The 21,436-nt window shown below is 41.2% G+C and carries 17 protein-coding genes and 1 pseudogene; 12 read left to right on the plus strand and 6 right to left on the minus strand.

Going from position 1 to position 21,436, the window contains the following annotated elements:
• The 4 genes from H5232_RS18355 to H5232_RS18370 all read right to left on the minus strand — a co-directional run.
• On the minus strand, positions 1 to 1,218 hold a 1,218-nt coding region (locus H5232_RS18355; protein ID WP_182831297.1), incomplete at its 3' end, for an ATP-binding protein.
• Positions 1,208 to 1,801, minus strand: coding sequence for a DUF1016 N-terminal domain-containing protein (locus H5232_RS18360; RefSeq protein WP_259400153.1), 594 nt, complete (start codon positions 1,799 to 1,801; stop codon positions 1,208 to 1,210). The genes H5232_RS18355 and H5232_RS18360, both read right to left, overlap by 11 nt.
• Positions 1,794 to 3,509 (minus strand): class I SAM-dependent DNA methyltransferase, encoded by a 1,716-nt coding sequence (locus H5232_RS18365; RefSeq protein WP_182831298.1) that lies wholly within the window; start codon positions 3,507 to 3,509, stop codon positions 1,794 to 1,796. Before H5232_RS18365 ends, H5232_RS18360 begins: the two co-directional genes overlap by 8 nt.
• Positions 3,510 to 3,711: 202 nt before the next feature.
• A complete protein-coding gene (locus tag H5232_RS18370) occupies positions 3,712 to 3,957 on the minus strand; it encodes a YfhL family 4Fe-4S dicluster ferredoxin (protein WP_182718278.1) in 246 nt (81 codons plus the stop codon).
• Positions 3,958 to 4,187: 230 nt separating this feature from the next.
• Here H5232_RS18370 and H5232_RS18375 point away from each other — a divergent pair, with 230 nt between their 5' ends.
• The 3 genes from H5232_RS18375 to H5232_RS18385 all read left to right on the plus strand — a co-directional run bounded on the left by H5232_RS18375 (position 4,188) and on the right by H5232_RS18385 (position 7,285).
• Complete coding sequence (locus H5232_RS18375; protein ID WP_149981911.1) at positions 4,188 to 4,478, plus strand: helix-turn-helix transcriptional regulator; 291 nt, start codon at positions 4,188 to 4,190, stop codon at positions 4,476 to 4,478.
• A complete protein-coding gene (locus tag H5232_RS18380) occupies positions 4,468 to 5,760 on the plus strand; it encodes a type II toxin-antitoxin system HipA family toxin (RefSeq protein WP_182831299.1) in 1,293 nt (430 codons plus the stop codon). Before H5232_RS18375 ends, H5232_RS18380 begins: the two co-directional genes overlap by 11 nt.
• Before the next feature lie 745 nt (positions 5,761 to 6,505).
• The gene (locus H5232_RS18385) at positions 6,506 to 7,285 is read left to right on the plus strand and encodes a hypothetical protein (protein ID WP_182831300.1); all 780 of its coding nucleotides are present in this window, start codon (positions 6,506 to 6,508) and stop codon (positions 7,283 to 7,285) included.
• Between the two features lie 128 nt (positions 7,286 to 7,413).
• Here the strand turns inward: H5232_RS18385 and yegQ are convergent, their stop codons facing one another.
• Positions 7,414 to 8,796: a tRNA 5-hydroxyuridine modification protein YegQ gene (yegQ, locus tag H5232_RS18390; RefSeq protein ID WP_182831301.1), complete on the minus strand. Its 1,383-nt coding sequence runs from the start codon at positions 8,794 to 8,796 to the stop codon at positions 7,414 to 7,416.
• 127 nt (positions 8,797 to 8,923) lie between these two features.
• Positions 8,924 to 10,240, minus strand: coding sequence for a PAS domain-containing methyl-accepting chemotaxis protein (locus H5232_RS18395; RefSeq protein ID WP_182718274.1), 1,317 nt, complete (start codon positions 10,238 to 10,240; stop codon positions 8,924 to 8,926).
• Between the two features lie 579 nt (positions 10,241 to 10,819).
• On the opposite strand from H5232_RS18395, the gene ndk reads away from it, so the two are divergent.
• The 9 genes and pseudogenes from ndk (at position 10,820) to der (ending at position 21,418) form a co-directional block, all read left to right on the plus strand.
• Positions 10,820 to 11,251: a nucleoside-diphosphate kinase gene (gene ndk, locus H5232_RS18400; RefSeq protein ID WP_008111339.1), complete on the plus strand. Its 432-nt coding sequence runs from the start codon at positions 10,820 to 10,822 to the stop codon at positions 11,249 to 11,251.
• Positions 11,252 to 11,422: 171 nt separating this feature from the next.
• The gene (locus H5232_RS18405) at positions 11,423 to 12,556 is read left to right on the plus strand and encodes a bifunctional tRNA (adenosine(37)-C2)-methyltransferase TrmG/ribosomal RNA large subunit methyltransferase RlmN (RefSeq protein ID WP_145239689.1); all 1,134 of its coding nucleotides are present in this window, start codon (positions 11,423 to 11,425) and stop codon (positions 12,554 to 12,556) included.
• A gap of 112 nt (positions 12,557 to 12,668) precedes the next feature.
• The gene (gene pilW / locus H5232_RS18410; protein WP_182831302.1) at positions 12,669 to 14,624 is read left to right on the plus strand and encodes a type IV pilus biogenesis/stability protein PilW; all 1,956 of its coding nucleotides are present in this window, start codon (positions 12,669 to 12,671) and stop codon (positions 14,622 to 14,624) included.
• The gene (locus H5232_RS18415) at positions 14,621 to 15,493 is read left to right on the plus strand and encodes a RodZ domain-containing protein (protein WP_182762503.1); all 873 of its coding nucleotides are present in this window, start codon (positions 14,621 to 14,623) and stop codon (positions 15,491 to 15,493) included. The genes pilW and H5232_RS18415 overlap by 4 nt, the downstream gene beginning before the upstream one ends.
• A 5-nt stretch (positions 15,494 to 15,498) precedes the next feature.
• Positions 15,499 to 16,617 carry a flavodoxin-dependent (E)-4-hydroxy-3-methylbut-2-enyl-diphosphate synthase gene (gene ispG / locus H5232_RS18420; protein ID WP_145239699.1) on the plus strand — a complete coding sequence of 373 codons (1,119 nt, stop codon included), beginning with the start codon at positions 15,499 to 15,501 and terminating at the stop codon, positions 16,615 to 16,617.
• 136 nt (positions 16,618 to 16,753) lie between these two features.
• Positions 16,754 to 18,034 carry a histidine--tRNA ligase gene (hisS, locus tag H5232_RS18425; RefSeq protein ID WP_182718271.1) on the plus strand — a complete coding sequence of 427 codons (1,281 nt, stop codon included), beginning with the start codon at positions 16,754 to 16,756 and terminating at the stop codon, positions 18,032 to 18,034.
• Between the two features lie 16 nt (positions 18,035 to 18,050).
• A complete protein-coding gene (locus tag H5232_RS18430) occupies positions 18,051 to 18,671 on the plus strand; it encodes a tetratricopeptide repeat protein (RefSeq protein ID WP_149981918.1) in 621 nt (206 codons plus the stop codon).
• 9 nt (positions 18,672 to 18,680) lie between these two features.
• Positions 18,681 to 19,859, plus strand: a complete 1,179-nt coding sequence (bamB, locus tag H5232_RS18435) for an outer membrane protein assembly factor BamB (protein ID WP_182762507.1) — start codon at positions 18,681 to 18,683, stop codon at positions 19,857 to 19,859.
• 92 nt (positions 19,860 to 19,951) lie between these two features.
• A pseudogene (gene der / locus H5232_RS18440) lies at positions 19,952 to 21,418 on the plus strand (ribosome biogenesis GTPase Der).
• Positions 21,419 to 21,436 lie beyond the last annotated feature (18 nt).

Below are 21,436 nucleotides of genomic sequence, written 5' to 3' on the forward strand. Positions count from 1 at the left end.
TATTCCATCACTTATTCCATCACTTATTCCATCATTTATTCCATCATTTATTGCTAATACTTCATTACTCTGGTGTGTTTTTCTTGGGAATTCCCAATCGATAAAATCGCCTGACTCAGAGAACACAGGTAAACCGGTGTTCGCCTTGGTGCAATACTCTTTTATTCTTTGTATACCGCTGCCCCATTGCTCAACTAAGTCCAGCTCCTTAAACACTCTTGCAATCACCGTATTGCGGATTTCAGAGCGCCCTTTTAGCGCATCATGCATAGTTAATCCATGTGGTAAACCGCCTGGCGATACAATATTTACAATATCATCGTAGATACCTATTTTTATATCTCGTCCAAAATTGCTGTAATCTCGATGCATCACTGCATTGAGTAATGCTTCTCGAATTGCAGGAAATGGGATCTCAAAGGTATCAATACGTTGCAACCCCAGTACCTCTGCGCGTAAATGAAGATGGTTTTTTATAAATAGCTCTGCGTTTTCTATTTGCTGAAAAAGATCACCCGTGTACTCTTTTTTATCTAAAAAGATAGACATTGTGTTGCCTTTAAATCGGCTACATTTTATTTCTACATGCTCATAAAAGCCTAATAAGATCAGCAAGCCATGTGTGGGGTAAAGCGTATTATTATCGTTTTTGACTAGTTTTAAACTTAATAACTTTTCTGGTGTTAATGGTTTACCATGCGCTGCAAAACGTTGTTGAAGTGGCGTTAAATCAAGGGTTGATAAATCCACTTCATAATTAATAAGTGAATCAAAGCTAATATGGTTACGCTGACGTTCAAGCTCTATCACTTGCGCCTGACTGACTACGCGATTAGTCGCACCAATACGTTGATAACAACCCAGCTCTTTGCCTTTACTCTTTAAATAATAAGGGAGTAATGCTCCGCGCTGCACTTCTATCACTAATAACTCAATCCCGTTAATATTCTCTATATAAATATTAGGTAATAGCGTAGGTGCAACCAGTTCATGCATTGTTGAGCTAATTTTATCCATTAATTCAAATAGGTCAAAATGTTGCAAGCCTATCAGTGTTCTATTATCAGAAACGCCTATAACCAGCTTTCCACCCGCAGAGTTGGCAAAAGAGATAATGCTTTTAACCCACTCTTTACTGGTTGGCAATTGCACTTTAAATTCTAAATTTTTGCTTTCACCTTTTTCTATTTCAAGCAATAAAGGGTGTTTATTTTCCATTGCATCGCTCTCCATGATTCTGCGTTTCCACGATTTTGGAGAGCACTTTACAAAGCTCTAATAAAAACTGTTGTAGGGTATTTATAATACTTTGCTCTACGGGTTGTTTATTTTTACTTGAGAGTAAACGTTCGTAGTAAAGTGTACCAATTTGGCGCTCTAAGGCGCGCGCCGACCAATTTTGTAAAATGGCTTCATCGCGATACCAATTGCGTGCAGTTGAATTATCAATCCGTAATAGGGTGCGATAATGCGTCCAGCTTAATTCGAGACGCACTGCGTCTTGTTTTTCAAAGGCGAGATAAAAGCGGCGCATATTACGCAGGTTGGTTATGTCAAACCCCTTACCGTAGTCAGTGGTGAGTTGCTGCGATAACCGTTTTAATGATGCTTTACCATAAGCTGCGCGTGTTTCACCGCCTTGTTCATCTTCTACAATTAAGCGCCCTATTTGCCAATACGCTTGTAGCATGGCGGTATTTACGGGTTGTTTAACTTGCCCACGGGCTTGCTCAACAATACGGCGAATATCAACTAATAAGTGCTCGTTTTGAGTCGATGGATGCTCTTTACTGTTAGTCATTACGTTCTTCACTATCGCGCTTTTCAGCAAAATGCTCTTCGCCATAGCCTAAGGCCTGTAAATTTTTACGAATAGCATTATCAAGTTCATCGGCTTGATTCATTTGGCTGTAAAGGGTTTGGCTAAGCTCGCTCATTTTAGTTTCGAACGGGATGCCGTCGTCTGCAATATCAGCCGCGCCAACATAGCGCCCAGGGGTCAGTACGTAGTCGTTCGCTTTTATATCGCTAAGGGTGGCTGATTTACAGTAACCGGCGATATCTGCATATTCTTGCTCTTTATTTGCGCTTTGCTTTTTATCTGCGCTTTGCTCTTTACTTGCGCTTTCTCGCTCCGCGTTTTGTGTGGCAAGCTCTTCGCCGCGCCAAAGGTGGTAGGTTTGTGTAATTTTAGCTATGTCGTCGTTGGTTAGCTCTTTTAAAGTACGGTTAACCATAGCGCCCATTTCGCGAGCGTCTATAAATAGCGTTTCACCTTGGCGGTCGCGGCGTTTTAGAATGCCTTTTTCGTTATTACCGCGTTTATCTTTACTTATAAACCACAAACACACTGGAATTTGCGTGGTGTAAAATAGCTGCCCTGGTAGGGCTATCATACAATCGACTAAATCATTTTCGATTATTTTTTGGCGAATATCGCCCTCGCCACTGGTGTTTGAACTCATTGAACCATTAGCCAATACAAAGCCTGCGGTGCCATGCTCGCTGAGTTTTGAGATCATATGCATGATCCACGCATAGTTGGCATTACCGGTAGGCGGTGTTGGATAACCTGCCCAACGGGCATCGTCGACTAGCTCGTTATCGGCGCGCCACTGTTTTTGGTTAAACGGTGGGTTTGCCATAATGTAATCGGCTTTTAGGTCGGGGTGTTGGTCTTTAAAAAAGGTGTCGCCTGCTACATCACCTAAGTTGCCCGAAATACCGCGCACGGCTAGGTTCATTTTTGCCAATTTATAGGTGGTGTTAGTGTACTCTTGCCCATAAATAGACACATTTTTTTGATTACCGTTGTGGCTATTAATAAACTTAAGCGATTGCACAAACATACCGCCCGAGCCACAACAGGGGTCGTAAATTTTGCCTTCGAATGGTTCAATCATATCGGCAATTAGGGTAACAATTGATTTTGGCGTATAGAACTCGCCCCCGCCTTTGCCTTCAGATGCGGCAAATTTACCTAAAAAGTATTCGTAAACACGGCCAACGAGGTCTTCTTCTGTTTTTTCGTTTTGGTTGGCAATGGTGTCGATATTATTAATGGTATCGATAAGCGCTGAGAGCTTACTGGCATCAAGCCCTAAACGTGAAAAGTAGTTGTCGGGCAATGCGCCCGCGAGTGATTTATTGTTTTTTTCAACCGCGTGCAGGGCGGTATCTATTTTAACGGCTATATCGCCTTGCTTGGCGTTGATTTGAATATGCGACCAGCGTGCGTCTTCTGGTAGGTAAAATACGTTATCCATCGCGTAAAAGTCGACCATGTCGATGTATTCGTCACCGTATTCGCTGGCAATGGCTTTTTTACGCCCTTCAAACTTGTCACTAATAAATTTAAGAAAGATTAAGCTTAAAACAATGTGCTTATATTCGGCTGATTCAACACTTCCGCGCAGTTTATTGGCGGCATCCCAAAGGGACTCTTCAAACCCGACTTGTGTTTTTTTTGCGGCTTTTTTTGTTGCAGGCTTTTTTGATGCAGCGTCCATGTGGTCTCTCTTTGCAAGAATATCAATATAAATTATTAGCTTATCATACCGCAAAGGTCGTGCTTTTTTGAGTGTTAATTATAAAATATATGAGGAGGTTTTTATCGATAACAATACGCAATATGCGAGCAGTTTAATTGTTGCGACAGTGTCGCAACTTTAGCCTCGTAACCCGATGAAACATAAAAAACCAATCAACAAACTAACCCATCAACCTTACATACTTCTCGGCCAGTTCATCTATACTTTCACGATGAGCGGGATCGGGCTTTATACAATCTATCGGGCATACACTCACGCAGGTGGGTTTGTCGTAATGGCCTACGCATTCGGTGCACTTTGCAGGGTCGATTTGGTAGATTTTAGCGCCCATATAAATGGCTTCGTTAGGGCATTCTGGATCGCACATGTCGCAGTTAATGCATTTGCTGTTAATTAGTAAAGCCACTCTCTAACCTCATTTATTAGAGCTAGTACTTCTAGCATAAATTTGCAGCCGTAAATTATGCATTTTATTCCGCGTTTTCTTGTTGATCTCAATCAATAAAAATCATATTAGGTAATCCGCATTCAACCATTCACTTTACAACTAAAAAATGGATACTATAATATCCATTAAACTCATAAAAAAGCAATTTTGGCTATAGTAATGTCCAATCAAGTTCGTGAGGTGCTATTATTAATTATCTATTATTAAGCGAAGGTGATGTGCAGCAAGCCTTTGCTGAGCATCTAAAAGAATGTCGTAAAAAAGCAAAAATGTCACGCGAGGCGTTAGCTAAAAAAAGCACAGTACCTGCTTCTACAATAAAAAAGTTTGAGGTTACAGGGCTTATTTCATTCAGACAGCTATTGCTTTTGTGGCAAACACTCGACGACTTAACTCGTTTATATGACTTAACAAAAGTGCCAGCTCAAAATAAAAATGCGCCAACGTCTATTGATCAGGTGTTAAACAATGGCCTTTAAACCCATAGATAAGCTAGAAGTAAAACGTACACTTTCAGATTCATCAGAATTAATGGTGGGTGTACTTGCTCAAAATAGGCAAGGTGTTTACTTTCAATTCGAGGAAAGTTATTTAGACACATACGGTAATCTTTCGCCATTCTCACTCGCCTTTAATAGAGAGGTTCAGTTAGCACCTAAAAACCCACACAACGGGTTGCATGGGGTCTTTTCTGATTGTTTACCTGATGGGTGGGGGTTACTTCTACAGGACCACGTATTCAGACAAAATAATATAATGCCTAACTTTGTTACCGCTATGGACCGCTTATCTTTTGTTGGCCATTCGGCTATGGGCGCATTATCGTTTACACCTGAAACTCATTATGATGGCACAAATGACAATGAGGCTGGCCTTGCTACATTAGGTCAACAAGCTCAAGCAATATTTGACGGGCAAACAGAAGAAGTACTTTCTGCGTTAGTAGCTGCTGGCAGTTCCGGCGGTGCACGACCTAAGGCTCAAATTTATTTTCCTGACAATAATATACAAGAATGTAGAACAAAGCCTAAAACGGGCGATGATGCTTGGTTAATAAAGTTCACATCCAAAAACCTCGCTTTAGGACATGAGGAAGGGTTATGTGAAGCTGTGTATTTGGATTTGGCTGAACAAACGGGATTAAACCCACCTCAGAGATTACTGGTACCCGCCCCAGAAGGAACCGGTGCAAAGCAATGGCTCGCCTTAAAGCGATTCGATAGGTTTAAATTAATGGGTGATAAAATGGGCTGCAAACATATGCATAGTGCATGTGGCTTACTGGATGCTGATTTTCGCACACCTTCATTAGATTATGAGGATTTAATTAAAGCGAGCCGTGTTTTATGCAAATCACCTGCTGCAGGGCAGTTACAATTTCGTCGAGCTATGTTTAATTTATTTAGCTGTAATCAAGATGACCACAGTAAAAACTGGGCTTTTTTACAAGAAGATTCAGGTGAGTGGGATTTAGCGCCTTTTTATGATGTAACTTTTAGTCCTCATCCTTTTAACGAGCATGCGACTTCATTTGCCGGATTTGGAAAAAACCCACCACTAAAAGCGATTCAAAAGCTGGCCTCTGCAGCTGGTTATGCAAATTGGAAGCAGGTACAAGTGATCATATCTGAAATAGCAGAGATTATTTTCAACTTTAAAGACACAGCTAAAGCACTCGGCGTAAATAAGCAAACGATTAACTTAATAGAGCAACAGCTTGATAATACGTACGCCATGAATAAGCATTTAACTGGTCGCTAATTGTATTCAGCTAATAGCACTTACAAATCAATTAGATTTTCTCTACAAATTTGGGGTTGCAATTTTTACTCTAATTGTTCAAAAACCATATAATTTAGTCGGTAAAGATCTTGAATCAATTATCTGCTTTGTAATTTCATGGTTTTATCTTCTTAATATCTGTAGCAGTTGTAGGTGGGAATTGAATCGCAGGCAATGCAATTTTAATAATCAAAAACAAATATCGTAATAGCTATCAAAAATCTGGTCATAGAGAGTTAGCCCGTGTAATGCTAGTTTTAACAACCTCTTAAAAAAAGTGATTATAACTATTATGATAAATTTTACTTTACGACCCTTTGTATTACCCAGTTCTTTGCTGTTTTCGACAGTAAGCTTGCCCTGCATTTAACGCCCCAATTTATTGGGTTAACCAATCTCGATTATCGACAACGAATTACATCTTCTTCAGTAATTCCAGAATTTTCCATGCAGTTATAGATTTCCTATCGGCTCAAGCTTCCTGCACGGCTTAACTAAAAAACAGTTAAATAATTAATATAAATATTTTTTACAGAAAAGGTCTAATTAGTGATAATCACCTACTGAAGTGCTGGTTTTGGGGTTAAGAATAAACCTAAGGAACTAAATTAAGTAACGACGTGTATTTTAAGGGCAACTTTTTCTGATTACTATTTTTACGCAACTATCTTATAATACTAATGGAGTCAATAACTTAAAAAATACATATGATGATTGGAGCTAAATGAGTAAAGAAAAGTTAATAGAAGTTAAAGATGACTTAAATATGATATCGCCTATTTGCTACATTACCAAGTCAATCAACTGGCTTATTGGCAAAGTCTTTAACAACTTTAAAATAAGTTTAATGGTTTATTTAATTGCTTACGTTATTGCTGTAACGGTTGTAAATATACCGATGCTGGACTTTACCCGCATGCAGAAAATATATGTTAGCGTTTCAATACTTGGCTTACCACTTTGTTTGTTCCTTGCTTATATTTTTATAGGAATGGTGTTATTAGCATTATTTGCAAGCAACCCTAAAACCCGCCTTAGTTATGCCATTATCTTAATCGTTATCGCTTTATTTCCATTTATGGTGATCGCAATGGCTGATACTCGTTTACTCCTCATTTTTGGCGTTTATTTATCTGCGGCATTAATTGTTATTAATATGATTATGCTACCAAATTTGGCCTATAAATATAGGGAAAGGCTTATAAAGCACGCTTACTTGTGTATGCCCGTAATTCTTTCAATTGTTGCATTTACTTGGTTTGAATCATCACAGGGGTTTTCGTATGGGCGTATTGATCGCGAAAATTTCACAACCAGCGATCATCAACGTGTGGTTCCTGTCAGTAAATCTGGCGCACAGGGTACGCCTTTTTATACCTGTGATGTCTTTGTTAATTTCAACGGATACCAGTATGAATTTCAAGATATGATCATACCTAGTAATGGCCACATTGAGTATATTGAAGTTAGACAAGCTGTTTTCCAGCACTTTCAATTACGCTAATGTCTATTGAAAGTGATACCGCGGCTTTGTTTTTCGGCATCACTTTTTATAGGTAATAATCAACCCAAAACTTGGATGATAGATAATTAAAGGTGTTGAAAGCATTAACACCTGTTGTTAACTACAAGCTAACCCGCGATTTGTTTAAACGGATTGCGGGTGTCTTGGTTTTCATCTAGGTTGCGCATTAATATGGCGTGCTCTAAATCGATAGTATCAGGCAGTGGAATTTTTACTATGTGGCCTGAACCTTTAGCATCGGTAATACTTTCGCCTTTTTTGTTTTCCATGCATTCAAGGGTAAAGCTAATATTACCTTTAGGGGTCATCAGCTCTAATGAATGACCCACACAGAATTTGTTTTTAACATCAATCTCAACTAAACCAGTGGCATTTCGCCCTAATACTTCGCCAACAAATTGTTGCTTGGTAGAAACTGAATGGCCGTATTCGTAGTTTTGATAGTCTTGATGGGCGTGGCGCTTTAAAAAGCCTTCGGTGTAACCGCGATGGGCTAGGTTTTCTAATGTTTTAAATAAATCAGCGTCGAATGGTTTTCCTGCTGCGGCATCGTCGATTGCTTTACGATAAACCTGTGCTGTACGCGCAACATAATAAAACGATTTAGTCCGGCCTTCTATTTTTAAGCTATGCACGCCAATTTTTGTAAGCTGCTCTACGTATTGCACGGCGCGTAAATCTTTTGAGTTCATGATATAAGTGCCGTGTTCGTCTTCAAACGCTGGCATGTATTCACCCGGGCGGCCTTGCTCTTCAAGCATAACAATATCATTACTTGGTGCGCCGTCGCCAAGAGTAGGAATAACCTGCTGAGGATCAAATTTGTGCACCATTTCACCGGTTTCGTTTTCAACGCCCGGTTTTACATCGTATTCCCAGCGACATGCATTGGTACAGGTGCCTTGGTTTGGATCGCGTTTGTTTATATAGCCTGATAACAAACAACGGCCAGAATACGCCATACATAATGCGCCATGTACAAATACCTCTAGCTCGGTTGCTGGGCAAAGCGTGCGAATTTCACTTATTTCTTCAAGTGATAGCTCGCGGGATAAAATCACCCGCTCTATGCCTTGTTTAGCCCAAAACTGTACACTGGCATAATTTACAGCGTTTGCTTGTACTGATAAATGAATAGCCATATCAGGCCATTTTTCACGCACTAACATGATTAAACCCGGATCTGACATGATCAGCGCATCTGGCCCCATCGCAATTACTGGTTCAATGTCGCGTAAATACGATTTCACTTTGGCATTGTGCGGGGCAATGTTTGATACCACATAAAACTTTTTATTCAGCGCATGCGCTTCATCAATGCCTATTTTTAACGTTTCCAGATCAAATTCATTATTACGTACTCGCAAGCTATAACGAGGTTGTCCGGCATACACCGCATCAGCCCCATAAGCAAAGGCATAACGCATGTTTTTTAAACTGCCAGCTGGTGAAAGTAACTCTGGGGTAAACGAGGTAATAATTGACGACATGCGCGCTCCATACATAAAACTGGGATCAAGCCAGTGGCATGAAAATAACCTGAAAATCAGATCAAGTAATAAAGCGCAGCAGTATATGGTACGTTAAATTAAGATGTTTTGATCGAAATCATAAAACTCACTTTAATTGATTGGCAAACTGGCTCACTGCATCAACGACTTGCTGGGCACCTTTTTTAATATTGCTCATCACAATGCCAGACTCGTTTGACAGCTCTAACCCTTCTTGTGCTTTATCTTCACCTTGCTTAATGGCTTTCACACTTGACTGCGTTAAGGATTGATTTTTTTGTACCACTTCAACAATTTCCTCTGTGGCTTTACTGGTTCGAGATGCTAATTGACGCACTTCATCGGCGACTACCGCAAAACCTCGCCCTTGCTCACCAGCTCTTGCTGCTTCAATCGCCGCATTTAAAGCTAGCAAATTAGTTTGATCAGCAATGCTGCTAATACTTTGCACTATGCTGGCAATTAACTGTGATTGTTTATCCAATGCTGATATTTCATCCCCTGCTTGCGACATTTGCACCGCCAGCTCATTCATTACTTTAACCGCTTGCTCAATGACAGCAGCACCTTGATCTGCAAGGTGGTCAGTTTCAGTTGAAGTGCTATAGGCAATATCTGCCGCCTCTGCGATTGCGAGCTCCCGCTCAACTTGCTCAGTAATAACAGTAGCGAATTTAACCACTTTATACAGTTCGTTTTGCTCATTGAAAATTGGGTTATAAGAAGCTTCAAGCCAAACCACTCGCCCATAACTGTCTATGCGTTTAAAACGGCTTGAAACGTATTCGCCTCTTTTAAGCTGTTTCCAAAAGGCTTCATATTCTGGTGAATTAGCCTCTTCTGGTTCACAAAAAATACGATGATGTTGGCCAACAATCTCTTTAAGTGAATAGCCCATTCCCGCCAAAAAGTTTTCGTTTGCTGTCAATACAATGCCATTAGTATCAAATTCAATAACGGCCATGGCACGATGTAATGCTTTAATTAAATCTTGATGCTCACGGGAGGTTTCAATCGTACGCGTTAACACATTAGAATGCAGAGTAAACTCAACTAGCTTACCTTGCTCATCAATGATCGGCTGTAAAATACTTCTTAGCCAGTCTTGTTCACCATTAACATGAACAAACTGCAATGCACCAGCCCAGTGTTCATGCTTCTCTAATGCTTTTTTTAAGCTTTTAAAATGCCCTGTCTGTCTGGCGTTACTTGGCACAAAATCTAGTAACTTTTTTCCAATCAGTTGCTGATCAGGGTAACCAAGCTCGTTTGCAAAGTTTTTATTTTGCGATGAAATAAGCCCAGTCTTATCAATGATTAAAACTAGCATTTCTTCGTCTAAGCTTTTTCTTACTTGATTCTGCACAAAAAGCTGACTTTTTAATTTAGCATTCTCACTTTTTATAGTGTTATTAAAAAACATAGCAACCTACTATCAATGAAATGGATGAAATGAAGCACGAAGATATTAAAACCTTTAATTTATTTCATGGTTATAACTTGAGTGTAAACCAAGTCCCCAAATTTAGTAGAATTTAACTAAAATAATCATTTTAAGCTAAAAGTGGATTTTCTATTGTGCATCTTATAGCAGTTTAAATGGCAAAAGCTCGAATGATACAAAAGCGCCTATCAATAATTTTAAAATAAACAATTAAAACATAAGGTTAATAAAATTTAAGGTAATTTTTAATAGTGCAGTTACAGATAAGGGCCTAAACGTTATAGTCACTGAGCACCATTTTGTACTAAAAATAACCTTCGAAAAATATTTCAACTTATTATTAGCTAAATTAAGTAATACGTAGTCCCATGCAATGTTAGATCATTAATTAATTCACAGCATCATGCTTTTCTATGCGTGGTGATTGCCTAACATTTAAAAATCGCACAATTGTCATCAAGCTAGTTTTTAATAAAACTAGGCATTGCCTACTAAAACGCGTATAATTCGCGCCCGTTAATATTCACACTTTTACTTAAAAATTATTGGAGCATAAAGATGGCTTTAGAGCGTACTTTCTCAATCGTAAAACCTGATGCAGTTGCTAAAAACCACATCGGCGCTATCTACAACCGTTTCGAAACTGCTGGCCTTAAAATCGTTGCAGCTAAAATGGTTCACCTTTCACAAGAGAAAGCGGAAGGTTTCTACGCAGAACACAGCGAGCGTCCTTTCTTTGGTGCTTTAGTATCTTTCATGACATCTGGTCCAGTAATGGTTACAGTTCTTGAAGGCGAAAACGCTGTTCTTAAAAACCGCGAAATCATGGGTGCTACTAACCCTGCTGAAGCACTAGCTGGTACTTTACGTGCTGACTACGCTGATAGCATCGACGAAAATGCTGTTCACGGTTCAGACGCTGTTGAATCTGCTGCTCGCGAAATCGCGTACTTCTTCGCAGACGAAGAGCTTTGCCCACGTACTCGTTAATTCGAACGCGCTAAGCAAAAGTAAAAAGGGCTTTCGAGCCCTTTTTTAGTCATTAGTTAAAGTATTAATTATCTAATTTATGATGTTTTACTTAATGATTAAAGTGAGTGAATTGTGTACAATTCGCCTTTGTAAATTTTTATCACCACCGTCACTGATTAAGGTTGTTTCATGACCACTGAGCAAAAAAAGATTAACTTATTAGATTTAAACCGAGATGCAATGCGCGAGTTATTTGTATCGTTCGGTGAAAAGCCATTCCGTGGCGATCAGGTGATGAAATGGATTTATCATTTTGGCGTTGATAACTTTGACGAAATGAGCAACGTTAACAAAAAGCTGAAAGAAAAACTAAAAGCAGAATGTGAAATTGTCGCGCCTGAGATCACCGTACGCCAACAAGCCAGTGACGGTACAATCAAGTACGCGCTGATACTTGAAGGCGGCCAAGAAGTTGAAGCCGTATGGATCCCAGAAAAAGAACGTGCCACCTTGTGTGTATCATCGCAAGTTGGTTGTGCGCTTGAATGTACATTTTGCTCAACAGCGCAGCAAGGGTTTAACCGTAACTTAAAAGTATCTGAAATTATCGGCCAAGTTTGGCGTGTGGCCAAAGACATAGGCCTTGATGGCAACAGTGAAAAGCGTCCGGTCACCAACGTCGTTATGATGGGCATGGGCGAGCCATTGCTTAATCTTAAAAACGTAGTTCCGGCAATGGAATTAATGATGGACGATTGGGGTTTTGGTTTATCTAAACGCCGCGTTACTTTAAGTACCTCTGGTGTGGTGCCTGCACTTGATTTATTGAAAGAAAAAATCGACGTTGCATTGGCTATTTCTCTACACGCACCTGATAACGCATTACGTGATATTTTAGTGCCAATCAATAAAAAATACCCAATTGAAGAGTTTTTAGCGGCGTGTCGTCGTTACATTGATGGCTCTAAAGCCAATAAAGATGTGACCATTGAGTATGTGATGCTAAATGGTATTAATGACAGCACAGATCAAGCCCATGAATTAGTTAAAACACTCAAAGGCACACCATCTAAAGTGAACCTTATCCCGTTTAACCCATTCCCGGGTAACGAATATACACGCTCTAGTAACAGCCGTATTGACCGCTTTTCAAAAGTGCTACAAGCAGCAGGTATTACCTGTATTGTGCGTCGTACTCGCGGTGATGATATTGATGCAGCCTGCGGCCAGTTAGTTGGTGATGTAGTTGACCGTACAAAACGTTTAGCGAAAAAGAAAATGCGCGACGATAATGCGATTGCGGTTAATATCCACCAAGCATAACCTGTTGTCGTGAATCAAAAGCCCTTAGCGCTGCTTTATTTTTAAATAAATGATGCAAGATAAGGGCTTTTCGGTAATATAGGTGCATGGACAATAATAAAGAGAAGAAGTAATGCGATCTTTACTTGCTTTAACTATCAGTGCACTCGCTTTAACTGGGTGTGTAACTGAAAATAGTTATGATGGCAATGACAAACCAGTCGTTGAAAATAAAATCAATAATACCGGCGCAGCACGTACCCGAATAGCCTTAGCATTAGAATATTTAAGCACTGGTAATAGCTCGCAAGCAAAGTATAACCTCGAACGCGCCGCGTCTTTCTCTCCTGATCTTCCTGAAGTCCATTATTCATTTGCTTATTATTACCAACAAGTCGGCGAAAACGTACAAGCCGATAAAGCCTATCAAAAAGCAATAAAAATTGATCCCAATGATCCTAATACCCGAAATAACTACGGGGTATTTTTATGCGGTATTGACGAGTACGACCGCGCCACAGAACAACTACTCAAAGCCATTGCCATCCCAAGTTATATACGAGTAGCAGAAAGTTATGAAAATTTAGCTCTGTGCGCCATTGAGTTTGATGATTTTGATAACGCTGAAAAATATTTCAAATCGGCCATTAATCACAGTTCAATGCGTGCCTCATCACTGATCAGTTTAGCCGCTTTGTATTACGCTAAAAGTGATTTACATAGAGCAAAAGAAATACTTGAGCGTTATGAGAATAGTGGTCAAGTATCGTCTCGCTCATTGCTATTAAGCTATTTAGTTGAGCAGCGTATGGGCCACATTGAAAAAGCCGAAACCACTGCGGCAATGATATTGCAAACCTACCCAACCTCAAGTGAAGCGGGGATCATTCGCGAGCAAAAAATCAAACGTAGTGAGTTTGAAATACTGCGCTCGCAATACCGCCAAGCAAAATTAGATGAGCTACAAGCAAATAGCCCTGCGGGAGAGGTGATTTCGGCACCCAAAATACGCATTGTAAAAAAGAAAAAAGCGCCAGCAACTAGTACGTCGGCGCAAAGTATCACAACGCCAACAATGGCCGTTAAAAATAACAATGCAAGCAGCAATGAATTAACTGCCGCGTTGCTAACCTCACCGGTTGCGCCAACGCAAAGCACCGCATCACAAAGTAGCCAGCAAAGCCAAGCAACAGTATCAACACCAGTCGATACGAGTGGTATTTTGGCGGCTTTAAGTACCACAGCAATAACAACGCCAGTGCAAACAAACGTTGATACTACCGCTGTACAGATCAGTGCTCCAGCAAACAATAATGATCCTGTGGCAGTAATGTCTGCTCTGGTGGTCGCACAAACACCAAACAATCCAGCTGTAACTTCAACTCAAGCGACGGACATTGCATCATTAGCCTCTGAGGAGGCAGTTGCTAAAGCATTAGCAATACCAACTGTGCATTTAGCAACAGCGCCCACAGCGACTGCCGCAACGCCTCCCCAAACGCTTGCTCGTAGCAGCAAAGCACAAGATGGTGTAAAAATTGTTTCTTTTGGTGCGCCCACTGATAGCCAAGCCGTTGCAAATAACAGCCAGGCTTCAAGCCAAGCACAATTTAGTGATGAATTAACGGATGAAGAAAAGGTGGTTTTTTACCAGCCAAAACGCAACGCTGCCGTCTTCGCAGAGTCAAGTTATAGCTCTACACCTGAGATCCGTTTTCAAGATCCGCAACAAAATACTCACGCACCGTTGCTAAATCCGCGGATCCCACAATTAACGACGCCTTACCATGTTTTGCAAGATGGTGAAAACCTATTTAGCATTTCAGTACGATACAATGTTAAACTACAGAAATTACTCCAATGGAATGGTCTGAAAGAATCTGATCGGGTGGTCAATGGGACGAAAATTTATCTCAACGATCCCAACATTTATTACGAAATTAACGTCGGTGATACTTTGTATAGTATTGCCACCAAGCGTCGCTTGTTAATTGATCAGTTAATGCGATGGAATAAATTAAGCCCGGATGTTGCACTTAAACCTGGGCATAGACTGTTACTAGTGGACCCTGAATCATACTCATTATGAATGATGAAAATACAGAATCAACAACGCTCACTCTTGGCCAAACTTTAAAAAGTAGCCGCGAGCAAGCGAATGTCAGCTTAGAAGAGTTGGCAAAAAATTTAAAATTATCGGTGTTGCAATTACAACGTCTTGAGAATGACGAACACCAATTAATCGGCCCTGCTACCTTTGTTAAAGGTTATGCAAAAAGTTATTGTCGCGCCTTTAATTTAGATACTGCGGCCGTTTTAGCGCTGTTCCCTGAACCGCAGGAAACCGTTAAAAAAACCAACATGCAAAGCTTTTCTAGACGAACAGAAAAAGAAGCCCATGATAGTCGCTTGATGCTGGTGAGTTACGTTATTCTGGCAATTGTTATTGGTTCATCCGCATTATGGTGGTGGCAAAATTCAACCCCTCTTGACGAACAAGTTGTAACGCAATCTTTAAATAGCTTTGCCGAAGAGACAGTTGCAGTCGCACAGGCAGAGCCTGACGTGGCGTCAATCAGCCAGCTAGAACAAGCTGGCCCTGATGAATCGATTGATGACCCCACTGCGGCGCAAATTATGGAGCAACAAGCCGATACCACCGAATTAGACGTTGCCCCGAGCGAAGCGTCAAGCGAGCCACAAAATGATGGCCTTGGCACCATAGTTATGCATTTCAATGAAGAAAGTTGGGTTGAAATTCATGACGGCAAAGGTGATAAAGTGGCATTTGGTGTTAAAAAAGCGGGTTATGATATGACTTTATCAGGTCATCTGCCTTTTTCTATCGTGCTTGGTAAGCATCAAGCTGTTGATATCACTCTTGACGGTGAAAAGATTGATATTTCCAGTTTCCCAAAAAATCGTTTAGCCAAATTTAATTTACCGTTAACAGAGTAGTCACTATGTTTTCAGAATCTCCCATTAAACGCAGAAAATCTACCCGCATCAACGTGGGTAACGTACCGATCGGTGATGGCGCCCCTATTGCCGTGCAATCAATGACCAACACCGATACCATGGATGTTGATGCAACTGTTGCACAAATTCAAGCTATTCAAGATGCCGGCGCCGATATAGTGCGTGTTTCCGTGCCGACTATGGACGCCGCCGAAGCATTTAGAAGCATAAAAGAACAAGTCACCATTCCACTGGTTGCAGATATTCACTTTGATTATCGTATTGCTTTGCAAGTCGCAAAGTATGGTGTTGATTGTTTACGTATTAATCCTGGCAACATTGGCAGTGAAGAACGTATTCGCGCGGTAGTCGATGCTGCCCGTGAGCACAACATTCCAATTCGTATTGGTGTTAATGGCGGCTCATTAGAGCGTGATTTACAAGAAAAGTACGGCGAACCAACGCCTGAAGCGTTACTTGAATCAGCCATGCGCCATGTAAATATTTTGCGCCGTTTAGATTTTGATCAATTTAAAATATCAGTAAAAGCTTCTGATGTGTTTTTAGCTGTGGGAGCATATCGCTTACTTGCTAAAGAAATTGACCAACCTCTGCACTTAGGGATCACAGAAGCAGGCGGTATGCGTTCAGGCTCAGTGAAATCAGCTGTAGGCTTAGGTATGTTACTTGCCGAAGGTATCGGCGATACGCTGCGAGTATCGTTGGCGGCTGATCCAGTACAAGAGATCAAAGTCGGTTTTGATATTTTAAAATCACTGCGCATTCGCTCTCGCGGGATTAACTTTATTGCCTGTCCGAGCTGTTCACGTCAAGAGTTTGATGTGGTTAGTACCATGAACCAACTTGAAGAGCGTTTGGAAGATATCATCGAACCGGTATCAGTATCGGTTATTGGTTGTGTGGTCAATGGCCCTGGCGAAGCGTTAGTGAGTGATATTGGCTTAGCTGGTGCAAACCGTCGCTCGGGCCTTTATATTAATGGCGAACGTCAAAAAGCCCGAATTGATAACAACAATATTGTTGATCAACTCGAAGGCTATGTACGCGACTTTATCGCACAAAAAGAAAAACAGACCCCTATCGACATCAAAATCGTCGAATAAATACAATATAGTCGGCAAACAAAGCCGTTTGCCGTTTACCTTTATAGCTAGAACGCTATAATGACGGGTCAATTTTTAGCATTCTTGTTGTGTAGTCATCTTTTATTACGCAAAAAACAGTTTTTAGGATTTAGCAGTGGCAAAACAAATTCAGGCAATACGTGGAATGAACGATTGTCTGCCGGGCGATACCCAAGTTTGGCAGAAAGTAGAAAACATCTTACGCGAGACAGTAGCATCGTTCGGTTATCAAGAAATTCGTTTTCCAATTGTAGAATCAACCGATCTTTTTAAACGCTCAATTGGTGAAGTCACCGATATCGTTGAAAAAGAAATGTACACCTTTGCCGACAATAATGGCGACAGCTTAACACTTCGTCCTGAAGGTACAGCTGTATGTGTACGTGCTGGTAATCAAAACGGCTTACTGTATAACCAAGAGCAACGCCTTTGGTATATGGGCCCAATGTTTCGTCATGAACGTCCGCAAAAAGGTCGCTATCGTCAGTTTCACCAATTTGGTTTAGAAACCTTTGGTGTTGCCAGTGCTGATATTGACGCTGAAGTGATTTTACTGACGGCGCAATTATGGCAACAATTTGGCATCAGCGAACATGTTCGTTTAGAGCTTAATTCTTTAGGTTCAAACGAAGCTCGCGCGCAATACCGTGATGCACTTGTGGCTTATCTTGAGCAACATATTGATGCACTAGACGAAGACTCAAAACGTCGTATGTACAGCAACCCACTGCGCGTGCTAGATAGCAAAAACCCTGATGTACAAGCGGTTTTAGTTGATGCACCAAAACTGTCTGAACACTTAGATGCTGAATCAAAAGAACATTTTGAAAATTTATGTGAACGTTTAGACGCCGCAGGCGTCATATACACGGTTAATGAAAAGTTAGTTCGTGGCCTTGATTACTATAACCGTACTGTTTTTGAGTGGGTTACAGATAGCCTCGGCTCACAAGGTACTGTATGTGCAGGTGGCCGCTATGATGGCTTAGTTGAGCAATTAGGTGGCAAAGCAACGCCAGCTGTGGGCTTTGCTATGGGTCTGGAACGTTTAGTGTTAATGTTACAAGCATTGGAATGTGTTGGTGACATTCGTCGCAACGCTGATGTATATTTGGCAGCGATGGGGGACAAAGCCAGCATTCAAGCCCCTATTATCGCAGCTAAATTACGTGCTGAAGTACCTGGCTTACGTATCATGGTCCATGCCGGTGGCGGTAACTTTAAGAAACAACTTAAACGCGCAGATAAAAGCGATGCACTCGTTGCACTGATTATCGGCGAAGATGAATTAGAACAAGGCGTAGTGACAGTTAAGTATTTACGTGAGCGTAAAGAACAGGTCACCTTAGAATTAGAACAAATTAAAACGCTTTTAGCTGAGCTAATAAACAGCTAAAAAAGACGAGGTAGTAATGGATATTTATTCAACAGAAGAACAACAAGCTGAAGCGATCAAACGTTTTTTTCGTGAAAATGGTGTATCACTGGCGCTAGGTGTAGTGCTTGGTTTAGGTGGCTTGTATGGCTGGAAAGCATATAACCAAAATCAAATTACAACTGCTGAAAGTGCCTCTGATGCATATACTCAGCTGGTTGAAGGTGGTGAAGTATTAGGTTCGGCAGATACATTTATCGCAGAGCACAAAGATACTAACTACAGCGCACTTGCAGCCTTTGTTGCTGCTAAAGAAGCCGTAGAAAAAGGTCAACTTGATGTAGCCAGTGAAAAACTCAGCTGGATAATGACTAATGTTACCAATGCAGATTTAAAAGCAACGGCGACCACCCGTTTAGCTCGCGTGCAAATAGCACAGCAGCAATACGACCAAGCTTTAACAACGCTTAACGCTAAACTTGCAGATTCATTCACTGCAACAGTCGCTGAGCTTAAAGGTGATATATACACAGCTCAAGGCGATGCAAATCAAGCTCGCAGTGCTTATCAGACTGCTGCTGATGCGGGCGGTCTGGAGAATAACCCATTATTGCAAATCAAACTTGATGACTTAGCAGTAACTAGCCCAACGGCGTAAGGGGTTACCATGAAAAAATTAACAGCGGCAACCATAGCGCTATGTATGGCAACCTTAGTCGGTTGTTCATCAAGCGATGACGAAGACGAACTGGTATTGCCTGAAATCGTTAATCAGTTTGAAACCAAAGTAATTTGGCAAGAAAGCATTGGTGACGGTGTTGAACATTACTTTTCTCGGCTAACACCGGCGGTATATAAAGACCGTGTTTTTGTAGCTAACCGTGCTGGTAAAGTCGAAGCGCTATCGCTTGAAAACGGTAATACTCTTTGGGAGACTGATGTTCGCGAAAATTTGACCTTTTGGCCATGGCAAAGCGACATTAGTGCAAAATTATCCGGTGGTATTTTACAAGCTTATGGTAAAATTTTTATCGGCTCTGAGCATGGTTATTTAGTTGCCCTTGACCGTGAAACGGGTGATGTTGTTTGGCGTAAAAAAGTACCCGGTGAAGTGTTATCAAAACCAGCTGCCGGTGATGGCCTTATATATGTTAACCTAGGCTCAGGTAAATTATTAGCCCTTCACCCAGATACCGGTGAAGAGCGTTGGAGCCATGAGCAAGAAGTCCCCGCATTAACACTACGCGGACAAAGCTCTCCGACCGTTGCTAACGGCGGTGTATTAGTTGGCCTTGAAACAGGCAAGTTAAGCGTACTTATCTCTGACAGTGGTTACTCTGCGTGGAGTGCTGAAATTGCTACAGCAAAAGGCGCATCAGAATTCGAACGTTTAGTCGATGTTGATACACAACCTCTGATCAGTGGTCCTTATGCGTATGCTATTGCTTATAATGGTAACTTAGCAGCTGTAGATATTCGCTCTGGTAATGTTGTCTGGAAACGCGAATACAGCAGTTACCGTGACATTGCCATGGACACCCAAACTATTTACGTAGTAGACAGTAATGGTGTTGTTTATGGATTAGATAAAACCTCTGGCATTGAACGCTGGAGTCAGCCAGCCCTTCGTGGTTGGTACTTAACAGGGCCTGCGGTAGCAGGAAATTACTTAGCCATAGGTGACCAAGAAGGTAATCTACATTGGCTAAATAAAGAATCAGGCGAGCTTGTATCGCGTGAAGACTTCGACAGTTCAGGCTTTTTTATTGAGCCAATTGTTGCTGACGACAAACTGATTTTATACACCCGAGATGGTGAAGTTAGTGCGGTAAAAATACCGGACTAATTTGCTAAATAACTATAAGTTATTAATAGTTAATTTATTTTTTTAAGGCTTCGCTATGCGAAGCCTTTTGTTGTTTTTTTAAGAGGTAGTTTATGCTTCCCGTGATCGCTCTAGTTGGGCGACCCAATGTGGGCAAATCCACATTATTTAACCGTTTAACACGTACGCGTGATGCACTCGTTGCCGATTTTCCGGGCTTAACGCGAGATCGAAAATATGGCCAAGCTAATTACGATGGCTATGAATTTATCGTGGTAGACACGGGCGGTATTGATGGCTCTGAAGAAGGCATCGAGATCGAAATGGCTGATCAATCGCTACTGGCGATTGAAGAAGCCGACATCGTATTATTCTTAGTTGATGCACGCGTAGGTATGACAGTAGCTGATCAAGCTATTGCCAACCATTTACGTAAACAAGAAAAGAAAAGCTTTGTTGTTGCCAATAAAACTGATGGTATTGATGCTGACTCAAATTGTGCTGAGTTTTACCAATTGTCACTGGGTGAAGTACATCATATTGCAGCCGCTCATGGCCGTGGTATTACCTTGTTACTTGAACACACCTTACAGCCTTTGCTTGCAGAGCTGAGTGCACAAAATGATGATGGTAAAGGCGATGACGACGAGTTAATCGATTTATATTCTGAAGATGATGAAGATTCTACAGCGCATGAAGCATTTGCAGATAAGCCAGTAAAACTCGCTATTATCGGTCGTCCTAACGTAGGTAAGTCAACACTGACTAACCGTATATTAGGTGAAGAACGCGTTATTGTTTATGATATGCCGGGCACAACCCGCGATTCTATTTATATTCCAATGACTCGTAACGAAAAAGAATACGTGTTGATCGATACCGCTGGTGTACGTAAACGCAAAAAAGTCAGCGATGTGGTTGAGAAGTTCTCAGTGATCAAAACCCTCCAAGCAATCGAAGATTGTAACGTGGTGCTATTGGTTGTAGATGCCCGTGCTGGCATTTCGGATCAAGATTTAAGCTTACTTGGTTTTGCCTTAAACTCTGGCCGCTCACTGGTTATTGCCGTGAATAAATGGGATGGCCTTGATGATTACGTGAAAGATCGTATTAAATCGGAGCTTGACCGTCGCTTAGGCTTTATTGACTTTGCACGCTTACACTTTATCTCAGCTTTACATGGTACAGGTGTTGGTCATTTGTTTGAGTCAATTGACGAAGCTTATGAATCAGCAACTAAGCGTATTAGTACTGCTATGCTGCGCCGCATCATGGACATGGCACAAGCTGATCACCAGCCGCCACTGGTTCGTGGTCGCCGCGTTAAGCTTAAATACGCGCACGCGGGTGGTTATAACCCACCACGTATCGTAATTCACGGTAACCAAGTACATGATTTATCATATAGCTATAGACGCTATCTAGGGATCTAGTACAATAAAGCATTATAAATTATGGGCGCGCCTAGCAGAATCGGGTTTAGAGAAGGTGACAACCCTTTAGCAGTACGTACTAATAAAGTGACTCTTTCGCAAAATCGAAAGATCCGCGCAATTAGTAAAGTAATCCGCAGTAAATGATTTAGCTGATGGCTGAAG

Source organism: Pseudoalteromonas sp. SG41-5, from assembly GCF_014164495.1.
Lineage (GTDB): Bacteria > Pseudomonadota > Gammaproteobacteria > Enterobacterales > Alteromonadaceae > Pseudoalteromonas > Pseudoalteromonas rhizosphaerae.